Consider the following 23,249-nt stretch of genomic DNA (forward strand, 5'->3'; position numbering starts at 1 on the left):
AACCTCGCGCCGAGGAGCGCACCTTGGACGAGTGCTACGAGTGCCGGGCTTGAGCGCGACTATCGGCGCCATGCCCGCGTGCCACCGTCACGACGATGAAAGCGTGGTAGCCGCTTGGTAACCGCTCAGCAGCCGCTCGGCAGCCGCCTCGGCTGATGGCCGCCATCGCGTGACCGTCATGCGTCTTGCCACGCTCGCGCTATCGCCGCAAGCCGTCGCCGCCCGGTTCAAGTCCGGAACGCAGCGGCTGCGCTCGGTGGCTTTCTGCCGTCTTCATGGCTTCGTGGTCGGCCCTGAATGCTTTCAGGTCGCGAAGTCGCGCTTCGATCTGCGCGGTTTCGTGCTCATGTATGAACGACTTGAGTTCGGCGTGGCGGCGCTCCAGTACGGCATCGTCTGCCGCGGCGCGGCGCGGGACGGATGGTTGTGCCGGCGCCGCGGCCTGTCGCCGGGGCCCTGCGTTAGCGGCCGGCGGTGTTCCGCTCACCACCGCGACGATCGGCACGGGTAAGGAAACTCGCGCTGGACGTGCAGCCGGCCGTTCGGCGCGAGCCTGCTCATAGACGGCGATCTTCCGCTCACGCGCCGCCGTGTGCAGCGCGTTGCCGACATCGAGCGCGTGTTCGGCCAGCGTTGCCGCGGCAAGCCGCTTCTGTTGCCTGGCAACGCGCTGCTGCGCATCGGCCGCTGCGAGGTGCGCGTTTGCGGCCTGTCGGCTGTCCGCCAGCGCTCGGGCCTGCTCGATCATCGCCGCGTGCGCGCGCGACACTTCCGGTGCGATCGTCTCGGTCAACGCGCTGTGCAGCGCCACATAATCCGTCGCCCCCCCGCAGGGCCGTGCCTGAGCATCCGCTGCGTGTCGGCTCAGCTCGCGGTCGTGCGGAATCAGCCCAGCCTGTCGCAATAATGCGATGGCCGTCGGATTCGGATTGAGGCGATTGGCGCGTTTCACCAGCTTGTAGAAATCGGCGGACTGCTGAAGCACAAGCTGTTTGAACGCGTATCCGGTTTGCGTCATCGAAAGGCGGCGCACGATTTCGTGACGTGTCCCGTCATCGTCAGCCAGCGCGGCGAGCAGCGCACAAAGGTGGTTCACGGCGTTCGACGGCCAGTTCGCGCCGGCCATCGCGTGGGCGAGACTGGCAACGGCGTCGCCCTTTTCGCGGGCAAGCAGCGCGGCAACGACTTCGGTCCTGGCGAGCCAGCCGTCGCGATGCAGAAGCTGGAACAGCGACACACAGGCCGCACCCAGCGACGAAAGATGGCCGCGTTGCAGCAGTTCCGCGAGGCGGCTGGCGAGATGACGGCCGTGCGCGTCACGGGCCACGGCATGTCGTGCGGCAGTTGCCGGATCGGCCGCCGCGAGCTCGGCCAGCGTGGACAGCGCGGCGGCCGCTCGCGGCGGTGAATCAATCCCGGCGAAGCCGCTGCCGTATGCCGCCAGATCACGTTGCAGGCGACTGGCAAGTGCATCCGAGCCATCGAGCGACTGCTGCAACGACCGGTATTCGGCAAGACGTTTCAGATGGATGGACTTCGACCGAAGTCCGCCCCCCACCGATACCAGCGTCCTCGCGGCACGCTGCCGAAGCGTCTCGCCCTTCTTGTTGACCGCAGCGGTCTCGGCCGCCGGCCTCGCCTGCAAATAGGCTTCCAGGCGCCGTTTCCCCTGCGCGTGCTTGAAGAACGTCGCTGGCAGCAAGGTGTCGATGACATCTTTGCCGACCACATCCGCCAGGTCCTTGGCGAGATTCGCCCGGTGCAAGACCTCGATCTCGTCCGACGCTTTGTGCACTTTCTTCGCGAGGAAAAGGCTGAAGACGCCGCACTCGCTGTGGCTCCTCTGCAGATCGAGTTCCAGCTTGCAGCACCTGACATTCGGTACGGCCGACGCGCCGATCGCCAGATCGGTCTGAAACGCCAGCATCCCGGGCGCATCCGCGTCCAGCGTCGCCGGCTCGAACAGCAGAACCGAGATGCCCCGTTCACTTTGCCGCACATCCAGCACCGCGAAGTGCATGCCGCCGTCGCCCAGGCCGACGATGTACCGGCTGGCTGGGATCTCGTCCCGCGCGATTCGGCTCAACTCGTCCGTGAATTCCGCCGGTCGCTGCAGGAACACGAGATCGAGGCCGTCCTTGCGCTGGTTGGCCCGTTCCACCAGGCGCGGCATCCAGTGCCGGTCGAGCCTGGCGAAATCCCGTTCGGCCCAACTCCCGTCCTCCAGGCTGCGCTCGATGCGCTCGAGCTGACTGTCCAACGCCGTCCGATCGAAGGACGCGTCGCGATCCGCGTTCGTCGCCTGGTGCGTGCCGGCGCTGCGCGCGTTGACTTCCAACATGTCTGCTTCCCCTGTCGCGACAGCGCGACGGTCGATGTCGCTGCTCACGGTCGAGATTTCCGGCATGTCGAGAGCCGTCTTCGCCATGCGGTGCGAGACGCTCGTGACTGAACGATGGGTCTGTCGATTCAGCCGATGGAGCGAACGCCTGTGCATCGTGCTGCAACCGTATGCCTTCCCGCGATGAACCCCACGTGAAGGTTTGTTCTTGTTCGCAATCGCCGCGGCAACACGGCGCCAGGGTCCGCGTCCGCGTGCGGGGCGGCGTCCGCAGCCCGGCCATCCGACGGCCTGCCCGGTGTCGCGCGGCGAGCGGTGAACACGGGGCAAGGCGAGGCATGCGCCCGGCGCCGCGCCGCTCAGCCGCCGCGGGCCGGCCTACTCGGGTTTTCGCGCCTATCGTTTCCCCGCGCCCCTTGCTACGCTGACTTGGTCCGCCCGGCCGTTGCGAGCGCGCCACCGACGGCCGCTCCGGTGCCGGTGACGGTACGCCTACGCCGACGGCCTATCCGGTTGCACGCGTAATCCGCCCGGCGATCCCGGGCCAAGGAGAACGATGAATGAATGCCCCCCGTGACGCCGGCGTCGATGCCGCGCTACAGGCATTGGCTTCTGCCAAGCTGGACGACAAGTACACCCTTGAACGCGGCCGGGTCTACATGAGCGGCATCCAGGCGCTGGTGCGACTGCCGATGCTGCAGGCCGCACGCGACCGCGCCGCCGGTCTCAATACCGCCGGCTTCATCTCCGGATATCGCGGCTCGCCACTCGGCGGGCTCGACCAGTCGCTTTGGAAAGCCAAGTCCCACCTCGCCAAGCAGCGCATCGTTTTCAAGGCGGGACTCAACGAGGATCTCGCCGCGACGGCCGTGTGGGGCTCCCAGCAAGTCAATCTCTTCCCGAAAGCCAACGTCGATGGCGTGTTCTCGATGTGGTACGGCAAGGGCCCGGGCGTCGACCGCACCGGCGACGTCTTCAAACACGCGAATTCGGCCGGCTCGTCGCGGTACGGCGGGGTGCTGGTCGTTGCGGGGGACGATCACGCGGCCAAGTCGTCCACGCTCGCGCACCAGTCCGAGCACGTCTTCAACGCCTGCGGCATTCCGGTGCTTTATCCGTCCGACGTGCAGGAATACATCGACTTCGGCCTGCATGGCTGGGCGATGAGCCGGTACTCCGGGCTGTGGGTCGCGCTCAAATGCGTCACCGACGTGGTCGAATCCTCGGCGTCCGTGGACGTGGAACCGGACCGTGTCCAGATCCGCCTGCCCGACGATTTCACACTGCCGCCCGAGGGGCTGAACATCCGCTGGCCAGACCCGCCGTTGGTCCAGGAAGCGCGGCTGGTCGATTACAAATGGTATGCGGCGCTCGCCTACGTGCGGGCCAATCGCTTGGACCGCGTCGTGATCGACTCGCCGACCGCGCGCTTCGGCATCGTCAGTGCCGGCAAGGCCTATCTCGACGTCCGGCAGGCGCTCGACGATCTCGGCCTGGACGAAACACTGTGCGCGCAGGTCGGCATCCGGCTCTACAAGGTCGGCTGCGTGTGGCCGCTCGAGGCGCAGGGCATGCGCGCCTTTGCGAACGGCCTCGAGGAAATCCTGGTGGTCGAGGAAAAGCGGCAGGTCCTCGAATATGCGATCAAGGAAGAGCTGTACAACTGGCGCGAGGACGTTCGTCCACGCGTGTTCGGCAAATTCGACGAGAACGAGGCCGGCGGCGGCGAATGGTCGGTGCCGCGCGGCGACTGGCTGCTGCCGCCGCATGCCGACCTGTCGCCGGCCGTGATCGCGCGCGCGATCGCCCGCCGCCTGTCGCGCTTCGAACTGAGCGACACCCTGCGCGCCTCGATCGACGCCCGCATGGCCGTCATCGACGCGCGGGAGCGCGCGCTTGCGCAGCCGCACCCGTCGGCCGAACGCAAGCCATGGTTCTGCTCGGGCTGTCCTCACAACACGTCGACCAAGGTACCCGAAGGCTCGCGCGCGATCGCCGGCATCGGCTGCCACTACATGACGACATGGATGGACCGATCGACCGACACCTTCAGCCAGATGGGCGGCGAAGGCGTCGCGTGGATTGGCCAGTCGTCGTTCTGCGACGACGGACACGTGTTCGCCAACCTCGGTGACGGCACGTACTTCCATTCGGGCCTGCTCGCCATCCGCGCCGCGGTGGCGGCGGGCGTCAACATCACTTACAAGATCCTGTTCAACGACGCGGTGGCGATGACCGGCGGCCAGCCGGTCGACGGCACGCTGAACGTGCCAATGCTGTCGCAGCAACTGGCCGCGGAAGGCTTGAGCAAGATCGTCATCGTCAGCGACGAGCCGGAGAAATACGAAGGTGTCACCGGCCTCGCCGACGGCGTGACGGTCCACCATCGCAAGGAACTCGATGCCATCCAGCGCATGCTGCGCGACACGGCCGGCACGACGGCGCTGATCTACGATCAGACCTGCGCAACCGAGAAGCGCCGCCGCCGCAAACGCGGTTCGTATCCGGACCCGGCGCGACGCGTGGTCATCAACGAGGCCGTCTGCGAAGGCTGCGGCGATTGCTCGGTACAGTCGAACTGCCTGTCCGTGGAACCGGTCGACACCGAGTTCGGCCGCAAGCGGCAGATCAACCAATCGTCCTGCAACAAGGACTTCAGTTGCCTGAACGGCTATTGCCCGAGCTTCGTGACGCTGGAAGGCGCGCAACTGAAGAAGCCGCGCGCCGCGCAACTCGATCACGACGACTGGCCCGCACTGCCCGAGCCTGCGTTGCCCGCGCTGGCGCGGCCGACGCGACTGCTGGTGGCCGGCATCGGCGGCACCGGCGTGGTGACGATCGGCGCGTTGCTCGGCATGGCCGGCCATCTGGAAGCGCGTGGCGTCTCGGTACTCGACGTCACCGGGCTCGCGCAGAAAGGCGGCGCGGTGATGAGCCACATCCAGATCGCGGCCAATCCCAGCGGACTGTTCGCGACGCGGATCGCGGTCGGCGAGGCGGACGTCGTGATCGGGGCCGACGCGTTGGTGGCCGCGAGCGACGAGGCGCTGTCGCGGATGCGGCCGGACACGACGCGCGTGGTGGTGAACCGCGCGAATGCACCGACTGCCGCGTTGATCAGCGATCCCGACTGGCGCTTCCCGGCACAAGCGGCCGAGGATGCGATCGCGGCGGCCGCGCGCGTGCTCGACACGATCAATGCGAATGCGCTCGCGGTCGGCCTGCTCGGCGACGCGATCTACGCAAATCCGCTGCTGCTCGGCTTTGCGTGGCAGCGCGGCTGGATTCCGCTGTCGGGCGCGGCGATCCGCCGGGCGATCGAACTGAACGACGTCGCCGTCGAGGCCAACCTGCGTGCGTTCGAATGGGGACGCCGCGCCGCGGAAGCGCCGGAGCGGGTAGCCGATGCAATCCGCAGCCAGTCCGGTGCGGATCGCGCGTCAGGCGAACGCGTGGTGACGCTGCACACGGCACGCAGCGTCGAGCTGCTGATCGAACGGCACGTTGCCGCCCTGACCGCGTATCAGGACGCACGCTACGCGGCGCGCTATCGCGAGCGCATCGAACGCGTGCGCGCCGCCGAGACTGCGCTTGGCGATGCCGGGCGCAAGGCGGCGTTGACCGAGGCGGTTGCGCGCAGCCTGCACAAGGTGATGGCCTACAAGGACGAGTACGAGGTGGCGCGCCTGCAGGCAGACCCTGCTTTCCTGGCCAGCCTGCGCGAGCGCTTCGAAGGCGACTGGAAGCCGAACTACCACATGGCGCCGCCGCTGTTCGCGAAAAAGGACGCCCAGGGTCGCCCGTTGAAGCAGCAGTACGGTGCGTGGATGCTGACCGCGATGCGCATGCTCGCCCGTTGCAAGGGATTGCGCGGCACCGCGCTCGACCCGTTCGGACGTACGCAGGAGCGACGTGACGAACGCGCGCTGATCGCCGATTACGAGGCGCTGGTCGACGAACTGGTCGCCGGCCTGAGCCTCGACAGGCTGCCGCTTGCGGTCGAACTGGCCGGTCTGCCGCAGGACGTGCGCGGTTACGGCCATATCAAGGAGCGCAACCTCGCGCAGGTCCGCACCCGTTGGCAGAGCCTGCTCGCGCGTTGGCGGCAATCGCCGCCCACCTCGCCGTCGCTGCGCGAAGTGGCCTGAGCGCGCGTGCCAGCGTCGCGGGCGGCGAGCCCGCGCCCCGCCGCCTGCCACTAATGAAAAACGCCCGGTTGAACCGGGCGTTTTTCATTCAGGCGCTGCTGCCGCGGCACCTCGAGGGGGTGCTCGCGAGCCGGCGCGATCGCTCAGACACCGGCTCAGACACCGGCTCAGGCCTCGGCTCAAGCATCGGCTCAAGCATCGGCTCAAGCATCGGCTCAGGCATCCGCGCGGGCCCTCAGGCCTGCTGCGCGGCGTTGGCCGAGGCAACGGCCGTCATGTTGATGATCCGGCGCACCGTCGCGGCGGGCGTCAGGATGTGCACCGGCTTGCTTGCGCCGAGCAGGAACGGACCGACCGTCACGCCTTCGCCACCGGTCATCTTCAACAGGTTGTACGCAATGTTCGCCGCTTCGACGTTCGGCATCAGCAGCAGGTTGGCTTCGCCCGTCAGTGCCGACTTCGGAAAGGCCTGGCGGCGGATCGTCTCCGACAGCGCGGCGTCGCCGTGCATTTCGCCATCGCACTCGAGGTCCGGCGCGCGTTCCGCGAGCAGCTCGCGGGCGCGTCCGAGACGCACCGAAGTCGGGCCCGGCACGCTGCCGAAGTTCGAGCTCGACAACAACGCGGCCTTCGGCGTGAGGCCGAAGCGCTCGATCTGTTGCGCGGCCAGGATGCCCATGTCGGCGAGCTGTTCGGCGCTCGGCACTTCGTTGACGTAGGTGTCGCAGATGAACAGATTGCGGCCCGGCAGCATCAGCAGGTTCATCGCGGCGAAGTTGCTCGCTTCCCGGGCACGGCCCAGCACCTGCTCGATGAAACGCAGGTGGCTGTGATACGTGTCGATCATGCCGCAGATCATGCCGTCCGCTTCGCCGAGGTGTACCAGCACCGCGCCGATCAACGTGTTCGACTTGCGCATCGCCGCCTTCGCGACCTCGGGCGTCACGCCGTGACGCGCACCGAGTTCCTGATAGGCCTGCCAGCATCGCTGGTAGCGCGGATCGTCTTCCGGATTGACGATCTCGAAATCGACGCCCGGACGCAGCTTCGAGCCCATCTTCTCCAGACGCATCTGCACGACCGGCGGACGCCCGACGATGATTGGCTTGGCGATCTTTTCGAGCAGCACGAACTGCGCGGCGCGCAGCACGCGCTCGTCCTCGCCTTCCGCAAACACGATGCGCGCCTGCTTGGCCTTGGCCGCGGCGAACACCGGACGCATCACCATGCCGGTGCGGTACACGGTGCTTTCGAGCTTCTGGCGATACGCATCCATGTCCGCGATCGGCTGCGTCGCCACACCGGAATCCATCGCCGCCTGCGCCACCGCGGGCGCGATCTTGACGATCAGGCGCGGGTCGAAGGGCTTCGGAATCAGGTACTCCGGCCCGAACTCGAGCGTGTGGCCTTCGTAGGCCTTCGCGACCTCGTCGCCCTGATCGGTTTCCTCGGCCAGTTCGGCGATCGCCTTCACGCAGGCCAGCTTCATCTCCTCGGTGATGCGCGTCGCGCCGACGTCAAGCGCGCCACGGAAGATGAACGGGAAGCACAGGACGTTGTTGACCTGGTTCGGATAGTCCGAGCGACCCGTGGCGATGATCACGTCGGGACGAGCGGCCTTCGCGACCTCGGGGCGAATTTCCGGTTCGGGATTGGCCAGCGCCAGGATCAACGGCCGGTCGGCCATCGACTTGACCATCTCCGGCTTGAGCACGCCGGCGGCCGAGCAACCCAGAAACACGTCGGCGCCGACGCTGGCGTCGGCCAGCGTGCGGGCCTCGGTCTGCGCCGCGTAGCGCGCCTTGCTCGGATCGAGATTCTCGCGACCGGCGTGGATCACGCCCTTCGAATCGATCACCAGGATGTTCTGCGGCGAAACGCCCAGATGGACGAGCAGGTCGAGACAGGCGATGGCGGCGGCACCGGCGCCGGAGCAGACCAGCTTGACCTCGCCGATCTGCTTGCCGACAACCTTCAGCCCGTTGATGATGGCCGCCGACGCGATGATCGCGGTGCCGTGCTGATCGTCATGGAACACGGGAATGTTCAGACGCTCGCGCAGCTTCTTCTCGATGTAGAAGCACTCGGGCGCCTTGATGTCTTCCAGGTTGATGCCGCCGAGCGTCGGCTCCAGCATCGCGATCGCATCGACCAGCTTGTCTGGATCGTTCTCCGCCATTTCGATGTCGAACACATCGATGTCGGCGAATTTCTTGAACAGACAGCCCTTGCCTTCCATCACCGGCTTGGCGGCCAGCGGTCCGATGTTGCCGAGGCCCAGCACCGCGGTACCGTTGGTGATCACCGCCACCAGGTTGGAACGCGACGTATAGCGGTTCGCGGCCAGCGGATCGGCATGGATCGCCTCGCACGCCGCTGCGACGCCCGGCGAATAGGCCAGCGCCAGGTCCAGGCCGTTCGACAGAGGCTTGGTTGGCGTGACCGAGATCTTCCCGGGACGCGGCGTTTCGTGATAACGCAGCGCACTTTGTTTGAGCTGTTCGTCCATGGTTTGAGACTTGATCGTGTTCGGTAAAAGCGCGGTCCGCCAGTTGCATCGCGCGGCGGCGCACTCCGCGCCGGCCGCCTGGGCAGCGTTGGAAAGCGGTGAGTGTACACCTGCATCCAACGCCACGGCTTGCGGCAACGCGCTGTCCGCGGGGCCCTGCGCCGCGAAAACGCGTCGCAAAACGCACAAATACGACGGAAAGCTGCAAGCTCGGCTGTTTCACCGGTGCTCGTCGCCGCAGTGCGTGCCTGCAAGACGCCGGAACAACGGCGAATGGCACGCGAACGCCGCCGATACGATCGTGCGCCGTTGCGCCATACACTGCGGTTCGCTGCCGAACACCCTGTATTCGCCACCCGCGGCCGCTGGCGCCACTGGCGACTACTCGAGACTACTCGCGACTACGCGCTGCCACCGGCCGCCGAACACTGCCGGCGGATGGCTAACGCGGCCGGGCCGTGCGCACACTTGCACCGCTGCACGCGACGCCGCTTGCCGGGCCTGTTTCGGGGCGGAATGGCATGGCACGATGGTGGCGCGGGCACTTCGGGTAAAATGGCGCGCCGTCGAAGTCGTCACCGGCGCCACCGCCAAGCCGCTCCACGCCGACCCTCCCGCCACGCCCGACGCGTGCGCGAATGGGCCGAGGCCGGTGCCGTGCCGACGTACCGACGCATCGCCGCCGCCCGCCGCTCACCGCACGTTGGCTTCGTCTCCGCCGATAGGTCCGCCATGAAAAACACTGATCGCCCGACGATCGCAGAAATCACCGCCCGCATCCTGCTCGAGACGCGCGCCATCCACTTCAATACCGCGCAACCGTTCAAACTGACGTCGGGCCGGATGAGCCCGACCTACATCGACTGTCGGAAGCTGATCTCGTTCCCGCGAGCACGCCGCGCGCTGATGGAAATGGCGCAGACGACCCTCAACGAGCAGGCCGGCTTCGAGCAGTTCGACGCGGTCGCCGGAGGCGAGACCGCCGGTATTCCGTTCGCGGCCTGGCTGGCCGACCGTTTCGACCTGCCGATGCAGTACGTGCGCAAGAAGCCGAAGGGCTTCGGCCGCAATGCCCAGATCGAAGGCGAGCTCAAGGAAGGCTCGCGCGTGCTGTTGGTCGAGGACCTGGCGTCCGAAGGCACCAGCAAGGTGAACTTCGTCCAGGCCCTGCGCACGGCGGGCGCGCAGGTCGACCACGTGTTCGTGCTGTTCTATTACGACATCTTCGCCGGCAGCCAGAAAGTGTTCGACGACATCGGCGTCAAGCTGCACTATCTCGCCACCTGGTGGGACGTGTTGCGGGTGGCGCGCGACGGCGATTATTTCGATGCCGCGACGCTCGACGGTGTCGAAAAATTCCTGCACGCCCCGGAATCCTGGGAAGGCTGAGTACCGTGGCGCAGGCCCGGCGGCCGGCGCCGTCCCTGCAAGGCGCACGGTCGTGCGCGACGCACGTGGTAAAGTGACGTTGAAGCGTGGCGTTACAGCGTGACGCCACAGTGTCGACCCGGACCTTGGCCCGGCGGCAGGCGGCACCCCTGCGTGGTCGCTCGACAATCGTGTGTATCCGCGTCACTGGGCGACGGGATGACGCGCTGTACTGTCGGGGCGCGCCGCACCGCGCCGCCCGTGACCGCTCGGCGCTTGCCTAGGTTATCGTCCAGTCGTCGCCCAGTCTTCGCACTTTTCCCGGATCGATCCGGCGCCGCACCGTGCGCCGAGCGGCCGGTTCGTGAAATCGCCCGCAAGAGCGTCACTGCCTTGATCGACCGCCGTCCAAGCACCTGCTCCATCCCTCGCGGCCCGCGCGAGCGACTGGGCGTGTGCGTGGCACGCTGTGCGGTATCGGCCAGCCTGATCGCGTCATCGACGATGGCGCTGGCCGACGGCACCTTCACGCTGCGCAGCGCTGCCTTCCACGAAGGCCAGTCGGTACCGCCCGCGCAGCGCTTCAACCGCGACGGCTGCACCGGCGGCAACGTCTCGCCGCCGCTTTCCTGGCAGCATGCGCCGCCCAATACGGCGTCGTTCGCGATCATGATGCACGACCCCGATGCGCCTGGACGTGGCTGGTGGCATTGGGCGGTGGCCAACATCCCGGCCACCGTGCATAGTCTGCCCGCCAACGCCAGCGCTTCCGGCGCGCTGACCCGCCTTGGCGCCCTGCAGGCGCGCAACGATTTCAGCGACGAGGGCTATGGCGGGCCGTGCCCGCCGCCGGGCAAGCGTCATCGCTACGTGATCACCATCTATGCGCTCAATGCGCCACTGACACGGTTGGTTGCGAACCGCCCCGCCCCGTTCTTCGAGCACGAAATACTCGGCGCGGCCATCGCGAAGGCCAGCCTGACGCTGACGGATCAGCGTTGACGTCGCATTACTACGTGTATTACCACGGGCATTACCACGCTCTCGACGCTTCAGTCATCACCTTGCCCGCTTCAGGCTATAAAATGGTTGGTTTCGACGCCTCGTGAGCGAGCGCTGCCCCCGGCAGCGGCAGGCCGCGCGACGCACACCACTTCAGGCGGACAGGCCGCCATCGCAGGGAGCACGATGATGCCTTTCAAGATATTCGTCGACGGCCAGGAAGGTACGACGGGCCTCCGGATCTTTGAATACCTCAGTGAGCGCGCCGATATCGAAGTGCTGCGCATCGACGAGGCTGCCCGCAAGGACCCGGCCGCCCGCCGCGAGTTGATCAACGCCTCGGACGTCACCTTCCTCTGCCTGCCGGACACCGCGTCGCGCGAATCCGTCGGTCTGGTCGACAACGACCGTACCTGCGTCATCGACGCGAGCACCGCTTTCCGGATCGATCCCGACTGGGCCTACGGCTTGCCCGAACTGGCGCGCGGCCAGCGCGAGCGCGTGCGCGACAGCAAGCGCATCGCGGTGCCGGGCTGCCATGCGTCCGCGCTGGTCCTGTCGGTGCGTCCGCTGGTCGATGCGGGCCTGGTCGCGCCCGAATACGCGGTCAGCGCCTATTCGCTCACCGGCTACTCCGGCGGCGGCAAGAAGATGATCGCCGACTACGAAGCTGGCGTGATCCCGGCGCTGACCAGCCCGCGTCCCTATGCGCTCGGTCTGACGCACAAGCACCTGCCCGAGATGCGTCACCACGGCGGGCTGGCACGCGAGCCGATCTTCACGCCGATCGTCGGCAACTTCCTGAAAGGGTTGTCGGTCACGACCTACTGGCATCCGGAGCAGTTCGCGAAGCAAGCCACGCCGGCCGACGTCCACGCATGTCTGACCGAGCATTACGCGAACGAGCGCTTTGTCCGCGTAATGCCGCTCGATGACGCGGCGAACCTGGACAACGGCTTCTTCGACGTGCAGGGCTGCAACGATACCAACCGTGTCGACCTTTTCGTGTTCGGCAATGCCGAGCGTATCGTGACCATCGCGCGGCTCGACAATCTGGGCAAGGGGGCGGCCGGCGCCGCCGTGCAGTGCATGAACCTGCACCTGGGCGTGGATGAAGCGACCGGCCTGAACGTGTAAGACACGCCAGCGACGCACCGGCCGGTGAGCGATCGGCGCCGGTGCGTTGCGTCGCTTCGTACCGCGTCTGTGCAACGCGGACACTGCCCCGCCTGACGGCGTACGCCGTCGCAAACACGGTGCGCAGGTATCGACCGTCGCGCAGTACCGTTCGATCGGTCCCGCGCATGGACTGTCCTTAGCGCTTCCCGCGCATTCCACACCGCGCCGGCTATCCGTCGCCGCGCAGTGCCGACCCTGCCGAGCCTGCCGATACCCCGTTGTACACGGTTCTCGGCCACGCCGTCGGAACCGGTCGCGCCGCCCGCCGCACGGGCTTCCCTTCTTCTCGTTTGCGCTCCGCTTCCCCGCGCGGTTGCAATGATCGCACGCTGAGTTGTCGGGAAGACCGTCAGTCGCTGTCCCGCCACAGCCACGCTCAGGGATAACACCGGATCGAAATAGCACGATCGTTCGCGTAATCTTGGTGATGGCGCTCATGCAGGCACGCGCCACCACCGACGCCACGCACACTCGGACGCAGCGCGGCTTTTCGCTTGCAATCAGGAGGACGGAATGATCAGGAGAATGGCGCTCGTCGCCGCCTTCGGCGGGGCTCTGAGCGGAGCGGCACAGGCGCAGAGCGCCGGCAGCTTCGTGGCGAATGTCGGCTGGTTCCACTTCGCGCCGCAGGACTCGAGCCGTCCGCTCGAAGTGACGCGGCCCGGTCAGGCGGCGGTGACGGTGCCCGGCACCGGCGCGACAGTCAGCAATGCCGACACGGTCGGCATCACCGGCACATACTTCATCACCGACAACATCGCGGCCGAAGCCGTGTTCGGCTACCCGCCACGCTTCAAGCTGTATGGCGAAGGCGGGCTCGGCAAGCTGGGGCAGTTGGGATCGGCCAGCGAGTGGAGCCCGACGCTGTTGCTCAAATACTATTTCGGGCAGGCCGGTAGCCGGTTCCGGCCGTATGTCGGTGCGGGCGCTTCGTATGTCTGGTACGGCAACGTCAAACTCAATGCGGCAATGGCGAACGGCAGCTTTCTCGCACCGGGCGCGGCACAGGGCGTGGTCGCGGTTGGCCCCACCAGTGCGGACCTGACCAGTTCGGTGGCGCCGGTCGTCAATGCGGGACTGGCGTACAACATCAACGATCGCTGGTCGATCAGCGCGTCGGTCTCGTACATGTGGCTGTCGACGCGCGCGACGCTGACCACGCGCCTGCCGAACGGGGCACAGATCACCAGCCAGACTCGGCTGAAGATCGACCCGATCATCACCTTCGTGTCGCTCGGCTACCGCTTCTGAGCGCCGCGATGCCGAAGTCCGCGCCGCCCGGCCCCGCCGTGGCGGCACACGCTCTCACGACAGGACGATCAACGCGGCGATGCCGCCGAACAGCGCCCATTTGACCAGATAGTAGACGCGACGATCCCAGGCCTTGAGCCGCTTGCCGACCAGCCGGATCTGATACACGTACTTGAACGCGCGGTTCAGGCCACCCGTGCGGTCGCCCGCCTCGTTCGGCGACGCCGCCGCCGCCAGCAGGTGCTTGGCAAACCAGTGGTTCACCGACGCCGCCCAGCGGTATTTGAGCGGGCGTTCAACGTCACAGAACAGGATCACGCGGTCGGCGTCGGTCTTGTTCTGCGCATAGTGGATGTAGGTCTCGTCGAACACCACCGCCTCGCCGTCGCGCCAATGATAGCGCTGACCATCGACATCGATGAAACAGTCGGGATCGTTGGGCGTGGCCAGACCGAGGTGATAGCGCAACGAGCCGGCATACGGATCACGATGCCGCACCAGATTGCTGCCCGGCGGCAGTTCGGCGAACATCGCCGCCTTCACCGTGCCGATGCCGCGCAGCAGCTCCGTCGTGCGGGGACAAAGCGTCGCAGCCGACGGATGCGCGTCGTCGTACCACTTCAGGTAGAAGCGCTTCCAGCCGCTCCGGAAGAACGAGTTGAAGCCGACATCGTTGTACTGGTTCGACGCCTTGATGCCGCCGAGCTCGCGCAGCTTCAGCGCTTCCTCGCGGATCGCCTCCCAATTGTCCTGCAGCACGCGCATTTCCGGAAACTGCGCCGGCGGCAGATAAGGCGTGTTCGGCACACCCGACAGCGCGTACATGAAGGTGTTCAGCGGCGCGAGGAAGGTCGAGTGGTCGGACAGCTGGCGGAAGAAACGGTGCCGCACACGGCCACGATAGTGCACGTAGATCGCGCAGACGATGAATATCGAAATGATGATCCACTTCATGGTGGCATTCCACAGATGAGGCGAGCGCCGAACGCGGGATTATAAGTCAGCGTTGCGCGCCCTACAGGAGGCCCCGGCCGCCCTGGCCCCGTGCGCCGCGCACCGTTCACGGGCACGCCATACGAGTCAGGCGCCGCGCGCGCCCGGCAGCCAGTCGACGCAGGCGCGATAATGCCGGCAGTGTCTGCCCATTGATGGAACGCGCATGTACCGCAAGAATGTCGTCGCCGAAATACAGTTCCCAGCCAGCCGTCTCAACGACGGCGCAGGCGAGCCGTTCTGGATCGATTTGACGCAGGACGAGGCGCGCCGCCTGCTCGATCTGCTGTCGCGCCGCTTCGCGCGCGACCCGTCCTCGACGCAGCCGGTCGACACCTTTGCGCTGGAATGACGTGCGACGCCGGGGACGGCGTCGCGCAGCGCAACGGAGCCCCAGGGCCGCTCAGGCGGCCGGCAGCCAGCTGCCTTCGGTGATCGGCGCCAGCGCCTCGAAGGCGGGCCGCGCGAACAGGTAACCCTGCATCAACGAGATGCCATTGTCGGCCAGACAATTGCGCTCGTCGGCCGTTTCCACGCCCTCGGCAATCACCTCGATCCCCAGGTCGTTGCACATCGCCACGACCCCGCCGACGATGGCGCGGCGCGCCCGGTCATGATCGATGCCACGGATCAACGCCATGTCCAGCTTGACGATGTCGGGCTGGAAATCGGCCAGCAGGCGCAGACCGGAGGCGCCGGCGCCGAAATCGTCGATCGCCGTCTTCAGGCCCAGCCGCTGGTACTCCCGGAAGATGCTGGCCAGATGAGCCTCGTCGTCGACGCGTTCGCTCTCCACCGTTTCGAAGATGATCCGGTCGATCGGGAAGCGATGCCGCGCGGCCGCCTCCAGCGTGCGTTGGATGCAGACCTCGGCACGGTAGACGGCATTGGGCAGGAAATTGATCGACAACCGCTCGGTCATGCCGAGGCGTGCCGCCCCCGCGATCGCCTTTTCGCGACATCGCTGGTCGAAACCGTACATCGATTCGCCGTCGATTTGCGACAGCACGGAATACGCGCTCTGGCCGGCCGGGCCGCGCACCAGGGCTTCGTGCGCGAACACGCGCCGGCCTGCCAGATCCACGATCGGCTGGTAGGCGAAGGTAAACGGGATGTCGCGCCCGCTTTCCTGCAGGCAGCCCTCGCAGCCTGCATTGCTTCGTCTGGCGCCAGCCAGATGTACCGGTATCATGAATCGTTATCCGCGGGAGAGTCGATCCAGATTAACCGAATGTCCGGCCGCGCGCTGAACGCGCCACAGCGCTTCCTGCCGAGGCAATGGAACCTGTCGCCGCCACGCCACGCCGACGCCTCGTTCATGCTGCCACGGTCGCGAAATGCGTCCCCGCGGCCATCATGACCGAGCGCCGCCACTCGCCCGACGCGCCAGACGCGCACGGCCGACGCGCGAACCATTCGGCCGCCCGATGGCGCGGCTGATGAAGTCCCCGGTATCGATCACGGCGTCGAGATCGATACCCGTGACGATGCCCAGACCTTCCATCAAATAAAGCACGTCTTCCGTTGCCACGTTGCCGGTCGCGCCCGGCGCATATGGGCAGCCGCCCAGGCCCGCAACCGAAGCGTGGAAAATCGACACGCCGGACTGCAGCGCGGCCAGGATGTTGGCCAGCGCCTGTCCGTAGGTGTCGTGGAAATGGCCCGACAGGCGCGACAGCGGCGTCACCGTCGCAAGCGCGTCGAACACGCCGGCCACCTGACGCGCGGTACCGACACCGATCGTATCCGCGACGTCAACCTCGTCGCAGCCCAGGTCGAGCATGCGACGCACCACGTCCTGCACCGCCTGTACCGGCACCTCACCCTCGAACGGGCAACCGAACGCGCACGACACGCTGCCACGCAACCTCAGCCCGGCAGCCTTCGCGGCGGCGGCCACCGGCCGGAAACGCTCGATCGATTCAGCGATCGAGCAGTTGATATTGCGCTGCGAGAAGCTTTCGCTGGCAGCGCCGAAGATCACCACCTCGTCCACCCGTGCCGCCTGCGCGGCTTCCAGCCCGCGCATGTTCGGCGTCAGCGCGGAATAGATCATGCCGTCGCGGCGCGTCACGGACGCCATCACGTCGGCGCCGTCCGCCATCTGCGGCACCCACTTGGGCGACACGAACGACGCGGCCTCGATATTCGCGAAACCGGCCGCCGCGAGCCGGTCGACCAATTCGATCTTGACCGGCGTCGGCACATGGGCCGCTTCGGCCTGCAGACCGTCGCGCGGTCCGACCTCGACGATCTTCACGCGCGCCGGCAGGGCCGCGCCGTCAGCTTCGAGCAGTGGATTCATCGTTGTCCTCTCTCCATGGCGCGCGGGCAACCATCGACCTCGGCATGTCGCGAATCAGGCCGACGCGTCGACCACCAGCAGCGCCGCACCATCGTCGACCTGGTCGCCAACCGCATAACGCAGTTCCGAAACGACGCCGGCGGCCGGTGCCAGGATCGTATGTTCCATCTTCATCGCTTCCAGCACCAGCAGTGGCGTGCCCTTCTCCACCGCTTGCCCGACTTCGACGAGCAGTGCGACCACCTTGCCCGGCATCGGCGCAGTCAAGCGCCCGCCCGCCAATTCGTCCTCGGTGGCCGCCGGCTTGTGCTCCGGCAGTTCCAGCGCCCAGTGGCCGCCGTCGGCAAAGACGTGGAACAGCGCACGCGCGGGCTCGTGGAACACGCTTCCGGAGAAGCGGTGCCCGTCCAACTCCACCGTCACCGTGCCCGACGAGCCGTCGTCGTGCCGGGTCTTGCCGTCGGAGACCACCGCGAACGCGTGGCGCCGTCCCTCGTACTCGATCGCGCCTTCGCCGGTGCGCGTATCGCGTTGCCAGATCACCTCGATCGGCGCCGGGTCCGCGCCGTCCTCGCTCAGCCGGAAGTGCCAGACGCGTCGAGCGTCGGCGTTGACGCGCCAGAACGCCAGCCGGGTCCACGGCGAATCACCCGGCGCCTCACCCTGTTCGCTCGCCAGCGCCGCGGCCAGCGCGAGCGCAAGTGCGGTCAGCGCGGGAACGCCGGCCTGCGCCAGCAGCGTCGCCTGGTTCCGCTCGATCAATCCGGTGTCGAGCCGTGCGGTGCGAAACGCTTCGCTGTCGACCAGGCGGCGCAGGAACGCAACGTTGGTGCGCGGTCCGACGATCTCGAAACGATCGAGCGCCTGCACGAGACGGTCGCACGCCTGCGCCCGCGTCGCGCCATGCACGATCAGCTTGGCGATCATCGGATCGTAATACGGCGTGATGCTGTCGCCGGCGCGCACGCCGCTGTCGATGCGGACGCCCGCCGCATCGGGCTGCGCGAATTCGCTGGCGGCGGGCACTTGTAGATGCGTGATCGCGCCGGTCGACGGCAGGAAGCCGCGCGACGGGTCTTCCGCGTAGATTCGCGCCTCGATCGCGTGTCCATCCGTGCGAAGGGCGGCCTGTTCGGTGAGCGGCAGCGGTTCGCCCGCCGCGACGCGCAACTGCCATTCGACCAGATCGAGCCCGGTGACCAGTTCGGTCACCGGATGCTCGACCTGCAGCCGCGTATTCATCTCCATGAAGTAGAACGCACCATCCGGCGAGACGATGAACTCGACCGTGCCGGCGCCCTCGTACGCGACCGCGCGCGCCGCGGCCACGGCCGCCTCGCCCATGGCGCGCCGCGTCGCTTCGGACAGCCCGGGCGCGGGCGCCTCTTCGATGACCTTCTGGTGACGGCGCTGCACCGAACAATCGCGGTCGAACAGATACAGCGCATGACCGTGACGGTCGGCAAACACCTGGACTTCGACGTGGCGCGGACGCAGCAGATACTTTTCGATCAGGATCCGATCGTCACCGAAGCTGGCCCTCGCCTCGCGTTGGCACGAGGCAAGCGCGGTCGCGAAGTCGTCGCCGCGCTCGACCACCCGCATGCCCTTGCCGCCGCCACCAGCGCTGGCTTTCAGCAGCACCGGATAGCCGATTGCATCGGCCTCGCGCCGCAGGCGCGCCGGCTCCTGGTCGGCGCCGTGGTAGCCCGGCACCAACGGCACGGCGGCTTCCTGCATCAGGGCCTTGGCGGCGGCCTTCGAGCCCATCGCGGCGATCGCCGCCACCGGCGGCCCCACGAAGACCAGCCCGGCTTCGGCGCAGGCCCGCGCAAAGGCTTCGTTTTCCGAAAGGAAGCCGTAGCCCGGGTGGATCGCCTGGGCGCCGGTGCGCCGCGCCGCGCCGATGATGCGTTCGTACTGCAGATAGCTGTCCGATACCGGCGCGGGGCCGATCAGCACCGCCTCGTCGGCGAGTGCGACATGCTTCGCATGACGATCGGCTTCGGAGAAGACCGCGACCGTCGCGATGCCCAGGCGGCGGCAGGTCGTCGCAACGCGGCACGCGATCTCGCCCCGGTTGGCAATCAATAGCTTGCTGAACATGGCCGTATGCCTGTCGTATTGAATGGAATGGCGGACGCCGGCACCTGCTGCCGGCCGGGCTCAGATGCGGAACACGCCGAAGCGGGTGTCCTCGATCGGCGCGTTGAGCGCCGCGCTCAGGCCGAGGCCCAGCACTTCGCGCGTGCTCGCCGGATCGATCACGCCGTCGTCCCACAGGCGCGCGCTGGCGTAGTACGGATGGCCCTGGCTCTCGTACTGCGCGCGAATCGGCGCCTTGAACGCTTCCTCGTCCTCGGCCGGCCACGCACCGCCCTTCGCCTCGATGCCGTCGCGGCGGACCGTCGACAGCACGGAGGCGGCCTGTTCGCCGCCCATTACCGAGATCCGCGCGTTCGGCCACATCCACAGGAAGCGCGGGTTGAACGCGCGGCCACACATGCCATAGTTGCCGGCACCGAAGGAGCCGCCGATGATCACCGTCAGCTTGGGCACGCGCGCCGTCGCCACCGCGGTGACCAGCTTCGCGCCGTGCCGCGCAATCCCTTCGTTCTCGTAGCGCCGGCCGACCATGAAGCCGGTGATGTTCTGCAGGAAGATCAACGGAATCTTGCGCTGGCAGCACAGCTCGATGAAATGCGCGCCTTTCTGCGACGACTCCGAGAACAGGATGCCGTTGTTGGCGATGATGCCGACCGGCCGGCCGTACAGATGCGCGAAACCGGTGACGAGCGTGTTGCCGAAGCGGGCCTTGAATTCGTCGAAGGCGGAATCGTCGACGATGCGCGCAATGACTTCGCGCACGTCGTACGGCTTGCGCGTGTCGGCCGGGATCACGCCATAGAGTTCCTGCGCGGCGTAGCGCGGTTCGACCGCCGGCCGCGCGGCCGGCGGCACGCTTGCCGGCCCGAGCGTGCCGACGATGCGACGCGTGATCTCGAGCGCGTGCGCGTCGTTGTGCGCCAGGTGATCGGCCACGCCGGACAGGCGCGTGTGCACGTCGCCACCGCCGAGATCCTCGGCGCTGACCACCTCGCCGGTCGCCGCCTTCACGAGCGGCGGCCCACCGAGGAAGATCGTGCCCTGCTCGCGCACGATCACCGACTCGTCGCTCATCGCCGGCACGTAGGCGCCGCCCGCCGTGCATGAGCCCATCACCACCGCGATCTGCGCAATGCCGTCCGCCGACATCGTCGCTTGGTTATAGAAGATGCGGCCGAAGTGGTCGCGGTCGGGAAACACTTCGTCCTGGCGCGGCAGGTAGGCGCCGCCGGAATCGACCAGATAGACGCACGGCAACCGGTTCTGCGCGGCGATCTCCTGCGCGCGCACATGCTTCTTCACCGTCATCGGATAGTAGCTGCCGCCCTTGACCGTGGCGTCGTTGCACACCACCAGGCATTCGCGCCCGGCAATGCGGCCAATGCCGGTGATCACGCCGGCGCCCGGCGCCTCGTCGTCGTACATGCCGTACGCGGCGAGTTGCGACAACTCCAGAAACGGCGAGCCTGGATCGAGCAGCCGCTCGATACGTTCGCGCGGCAGCAGCTTGCCGCGCGCCTGGTGCTTGGCTCGCGCGGCTTCCGGGCCGCCCCGGGCGATGCGCGCGACCGTGTCGCGCAGGTCGGCAACAACCGTTTGCAGTGCGTCGGCGTTCGCTCGAAAGGCGTCGTCGCGCGGGTTGAGACGGGATTCGATGACAGGCATCGGCGGCTCCTGGACGGGACGGGAAGCGGTATGACGCGTGCGCGTCAGGTCTGCGCGAACAGCTCGCGCCCAATCAGCATCCGCCGGATTTCGCTGGTTCCCGCGCCGATCTCGTAGAGCTTGGCGTCGCGCCACAGCCGACCGACCGGGTATTCGTTGATGTAGCCGTTGCCGCCGAGGATCTGGATCGCCTCGCCGGCCATCCAGGTTGCCTTCTCCGCCGTATAGAGGATCACGCCCGCGCAGTCCTTGCGCAACTGGCGCAGGTGCTCGCCCCCCGCATCCAGTTCCCGCCCGACTGCGTACAGGTAGGCACGACAGGCCTGCAGCGTGGTGTACATGTCGGCGATCTTGCCCTGAATCAACTGGAACTCGCCGATCGGCTGGCCGAACTGCTTGCGGTCGTGGATGTACGGAACCACCGCGTCGAGACAGGCGAGCATGATGCCGGTCGGGCCGCCCGCCAGCACCGCGCGCTCGTAGTCGAGGCCGCTCATCAGCACCTTGACCCCGCCGTTCAGTTCGCCCAGCACGTTCTCCGCGGGCACCTCGACGTCCTGGAACACCAGTTCGCCGGTGTGCGAGCCGCGCATGCCGAGCTTGTCGAGTTTTTGCGCGACGCTGAATCCGGCCATGCCCTTCTCGACGAGAAATGCCGTGATGCCGCGCGCGCCCGCCTCGGGGTCGGTTTTCGCGTAGACCACCAGCGTGTCGCAATCGGGACCGTTGGTGATCCACATCTTGGTACCGTTGAGCACATAGCGGTCGCCGCGCCGGTCGGCGCGCAGCCGCATCGAGACGACGTCGGAGCCGGCATTCGGCTCGCTCATCGCCAGTGCGCCGACATGCTCGCCGCTGACCAGCTTCGGCAGATAACGCGCTTTCTGCGCGGCCGTGCCATTGCGGTGGATCTGGTTCACGCAGAGGTTGGAGTGCGCGCCGTACGACAGGCCGACCGACGCCGAGGCGCGCGAAATCTCTTCCATCGCGACCATGTGCGCGGTATAGCCCATGTTGGCGCCGCCGTACTCCTCCGACACCGTCATGCCGAGCACGCCCAGTTCGCCGAACTTGCGCCACAGGTCCATCGGGAACTGGTCGCTGCGGTCGATCTCGCCGGCGCGCGGCGCGATCTCCTTCGCGGCAAACGCCGCGACGGTGTCGCGCAGCATGTCGATTTCCTCGCCCTGCGCGAAGCGCAGCCCTGGAATCGTGCTCATTGTCGTCTCCTGGTCCGGCCGGCGCCGATCGCACGGCCAGTGTCTCTCGCCGAGCCAGCGCTTGAGCCCGGCTCATTTATCGTTGTCTGCCCCATGTTTCGCGGCACCGCTCAGGCAGCGCGTCGCCGCGACGCGTCAACCTTGCATCCGCTCGGCACGGCATGGCTTGCATCAGATTGTGCACGCCTTCTAAAATGCCCGTCAATCGGGTTTTTTGAGAAACACTCACATTTCGTGTCGACGACGATGCCCAACCTTTCCCCTCCCGCCCTGCCGCCGACCGACGAGCGACCCCGGGCCCGCCGCGATGCACGGGGCAGCAAGTCGCAACAGCGCGTGCGAGACATCCTGCGCGTCGGCCGCGAGGTCTTCGTCGCGAAGGGTTTCGAGCGCGCCACGACAACGGAGATCGCACAACGGCTCGGCATCTCGGAGGGCACGATCTTCAGCTACTTCGCCGGCAAGCGGGAACTCTGCGTGCGGGTAATCGCCGACTGGTATGACGAGATCATCGCCGAGATCGAACAGGGACTGCCGGCCGGCGGCGTCCGGGCTCAGTTCGAGTTCATCGTGCGCGCCCACCTGCGCCTGTTCCTGCTGCACGGCACCGGCATGAGCGCGCTCGTGCTGTCGGAGGGGCGGGCCAAGCATCACGCGCTGGTCGCGACGCTGATCGAGCAACAGCGCCGCTACACCGCGCCGATGATGGCCGTGCTGGCGCGCGGGCAGGCGCAGGGCGAGATTCGGCGCGACGTGCCGCTACGCCTGCTGCGTTCGATGGTGTTCGGACCGATGGAGCACATTCTGTGGGATGCCGCGCTGTCGGACCATCCGGTCGATCTGGCCGCGATCGACGCGACCGCCGAGAAGCTGGTCGAGATGCTGTGGCGGACGCTGTCGCCCGACGTCGCGCCGGCACGCGCGGCCGCGCTGGCGGCCTTCCACGCGGACGTGGCGCAGGCGCTGCACCGGCTGCAGGCCGCGCTGCCCGACGCCAGCTGAGCCGGACGGACCGCTGCGCGGTGTTCGGCGCGCTGCTCCGGGGTGCCGACCGGGGGTGCTGCTCGGGGGTGCTGCTCGGGGGTGCCGCTCGGGGGTGCCGCTCGGGGGTGCGGCTGAGCCACGCCTCTAGAGTGTCCGCCTGCCTCCGACCGCGACAGTG

Annotated in this window: 15 protein-coding genes; 7 read left to right on the plus strand and 8 right to left on the minus strand. The window is 67.3% G+C overall.

The features are described from left to right. Positions 1-199 precede the first annotated feature (199 nt). Positions 200-2,428, minus strand: coding sequence for a YopJ family acetyltransferase (locus tag BLU54_RS09220; RefSeq protein WP_170845087.1), 2,229 nt, complete (start codon positions 2,426-2,428; stop codon positions 200-202). Between the two features lie 473 nt (positions 2,429-2,901). Between BLU54_RS09220 and BLU54_RS09225 the strand changes: the two genes are divergently transcribed. Further along, complete coding sequence (locus BLU54_RS09225; protein ID WP_091907271.1) at positions 2,902-6,489, plus strand: indolepyruvate ferredoxin oxidoreductase family protein; 3,588 nt, start codon at positions 2,902-2,904, stop codon at positions 6,487-6,489. A gap of 235 nt (positions 6,490-6,724) precedes the next feature. Here the strand turns inward: BLU54_RS09225 and BLU54_RS09230 are convergent, their stop codons facing one another. Further along, positions 6,725-8,998 carry an NADP-dependent malic enzyme gene (locus BLU54_RS09230; RefSeq protein WP_091907273.1) on the minus strand — a complete coding sequence of 758 codons (2,274 nt, stop codon included), beginning with the start codon at positions 8,996-8,998 and terminating at the stop codon, positions 6,725-6,727. 732 nt (positions 8,999-9,730) lie between these two features. Here BLU54_RS09230 and BLU54_RS09235 point away from each other — a divergent pair. The 4 genes from BLU54_RS09235 (at position 9,731) to BLU54_RS09250 (ending at position 13,798) form a co-directional block, all read left to right on the plus strand. After that, on the plus strand, positions 9,731-10,387 hold the full coding sequence (locus BLU54_RS09235) for an orotate phosphoribosyltransferase (RefSeq protein WP_091907275.1): 657 nt from the start codon (positions 9,731-9,733) through the stop codon (positions 10,385-10,387). Between the two features lie 402 nt (positions 10,388-10,789). Further along, entirely contained in the window at positions 10,790-11,368 is a 579-nt protein-coding gene (locus BLU54_RS09240) for a YbhB/YbcL family Raf kinase inhibitor-like protein (RefSeq protein ID WP_235837874.1), read from the plus strand. A 189-nt stretch (positions 11,369-11,557) separates the two neighbouring features. Continuing rightward, positions 11,558-12,505: an N-acetyl-gamma-glutamyl-phosphate reductase gene (gene argC / locus BLU54_RS09245; protein ID WP_091907434.1), complete on the plus strand. Its 948-nt coding sequence runs from the start codon at positions 11,558-11,560 to the stop codon at positions 12,503-12,505. Between the two features lie 555 nt (positions 12,506-13,060). Further along, positions 13,061-13,798, plus strand: coding sequence for an OmpW/AlkL family protein (locus tag BLU54_RS09250; protein WP_235837864.1), 738 nt, complete (start codon positions 13,061-13,063; stop codon positions 13,796-13,798). Positions 13,799-13,852: 54 nt separating this feature from the next. Here the strand turns inward: BLU54_RS09250 and lpxO are convergent, their stop codons facing one another. Beyond that, a complete protein-coding gene (lpxO, locus tag BLU54_RS09255; protein ID WP_091907279.1) occupies positions 13,853-14,752 on the minus strand; it encodes a lipid A hydroxylase LpxO in 900 nt (299 codons plus the stop codon). A gap of 205 nt (positions 14,753-14,957) precedes the next feature. Between lpxO and BLU54_RS09260 the strand changes: the two genes are divergently transcribed. Continuing rightward, on the plus strand, positions 14,958-15,143 hold the full coding sequence (locus BLU54_RS09260) for a hypothetical protein (RefSeq protein ID WP_091907281.1): 186 nt from the start codon (positions 14,958-14,960) through the stop codon (positions 15,141-15,143). Positions 15,144-15,194: 51 nt separating this feature from the next. Here the strand turns inward: BLU54_RS09260 and BLU54_RS09265 are convergent, their stop codons facing one another. From BLU54_RS09265 to BLU54_RS09285, 5 genes are all read right to left on the minus strand, one after another. Next, on the minus strand, positions 15,195-15,983 hold the full coding sequence (locus BLU54_RS09265; protein ID WP_091907284.1) for an EAL domain-containing protein: 789 nt from the start codon (positions 15,981-15,983) through the stop codon (positions 15,195-15,197). Between the two features lie 162 nt (positions 15,984-16,145). Continuing rightward, positions 16,146-17,096: a hydroxymethylglutaryl-CoA lyase gene (locus BLU54_RS09270; RefSeq protein ID WP_091907285.1), complete on the minus strand. Its 951-nt coding sequence runs from the start codon at positions 17,094-17,096 to the stop codon at positions 16,146-16,148. Positions 17,097-17,150: 54 nt separating this feature from the next. Continuing rightward, positions 17,151-19,202, minus strand: coding sequence for an acetyl/propionyl/methylcrotonyl-CoA carboxylase subunit alpha (locus BLU54_RS09275; RefSeq protein ID WP_091907287.1), 2,052 nt, complete (start codon positions 19,200-19,202; stop codon positions 17,151-17,153). A gap of 60 nt (positions 19,203-19,262) precedes the next feature. Beyond that, positions 19,263-20,867: a carboxyl transferase domain-containing protein gene (locus BLU54_RS09280; protein ID WP_091907289.1), complete on the minus strand. Its 1,605-nt coding sequence runs from the start codon at positions 20,865-20,867 to the stop codon at positions 19,263-19,265. A 44-nt stretch (positions 20,868-20,911) separates the two neighbouring features. Further along, positions 20,912-22,087 (minus strand): isovaleryl-CoA dehydrogenase, encoded by a 1,176-nt coding sequence (locus BLU54_RS09285; RefSeq protein ID WP_091907292.1) that lies wholly within the window; start codon positions 22,085-22,087, stop codon positions 20,912-20,914. A 246-nt stretch (positions 22,088-22,333) separates the two neighbouring features. Here BLU54_RS09285 and BLU54_RS09290 point away from each other — a divergent pair, with 246 nt between their 5' ends. Next, the gene (locus BLU54_RS09290; RefSeq protein WP_091907294.1) at positions 22,334-23,089 is read left to right on the plus strand and encodes a TetR/AcrR family transcriptional regulator; all 756 of its coding nucleotides are present in this window, start codon (positions 22,334-22,336) and stop codon (positions 23,087-23,089) included. The last annotated feature ends 160 nt before the right edge of the window (positions 23,090-23,249 follow it).

Origin of the sequence: Chitinasiproducens palmae (assembly GCF_900095735.1) — a bacterium.
GTDB lineage: Bacteria > Pseudomonadota > Gammaproteobacteria > Burkholderiales > Burkholderiaceae > Chitinasiproducens > Chitinasiproducens palmae.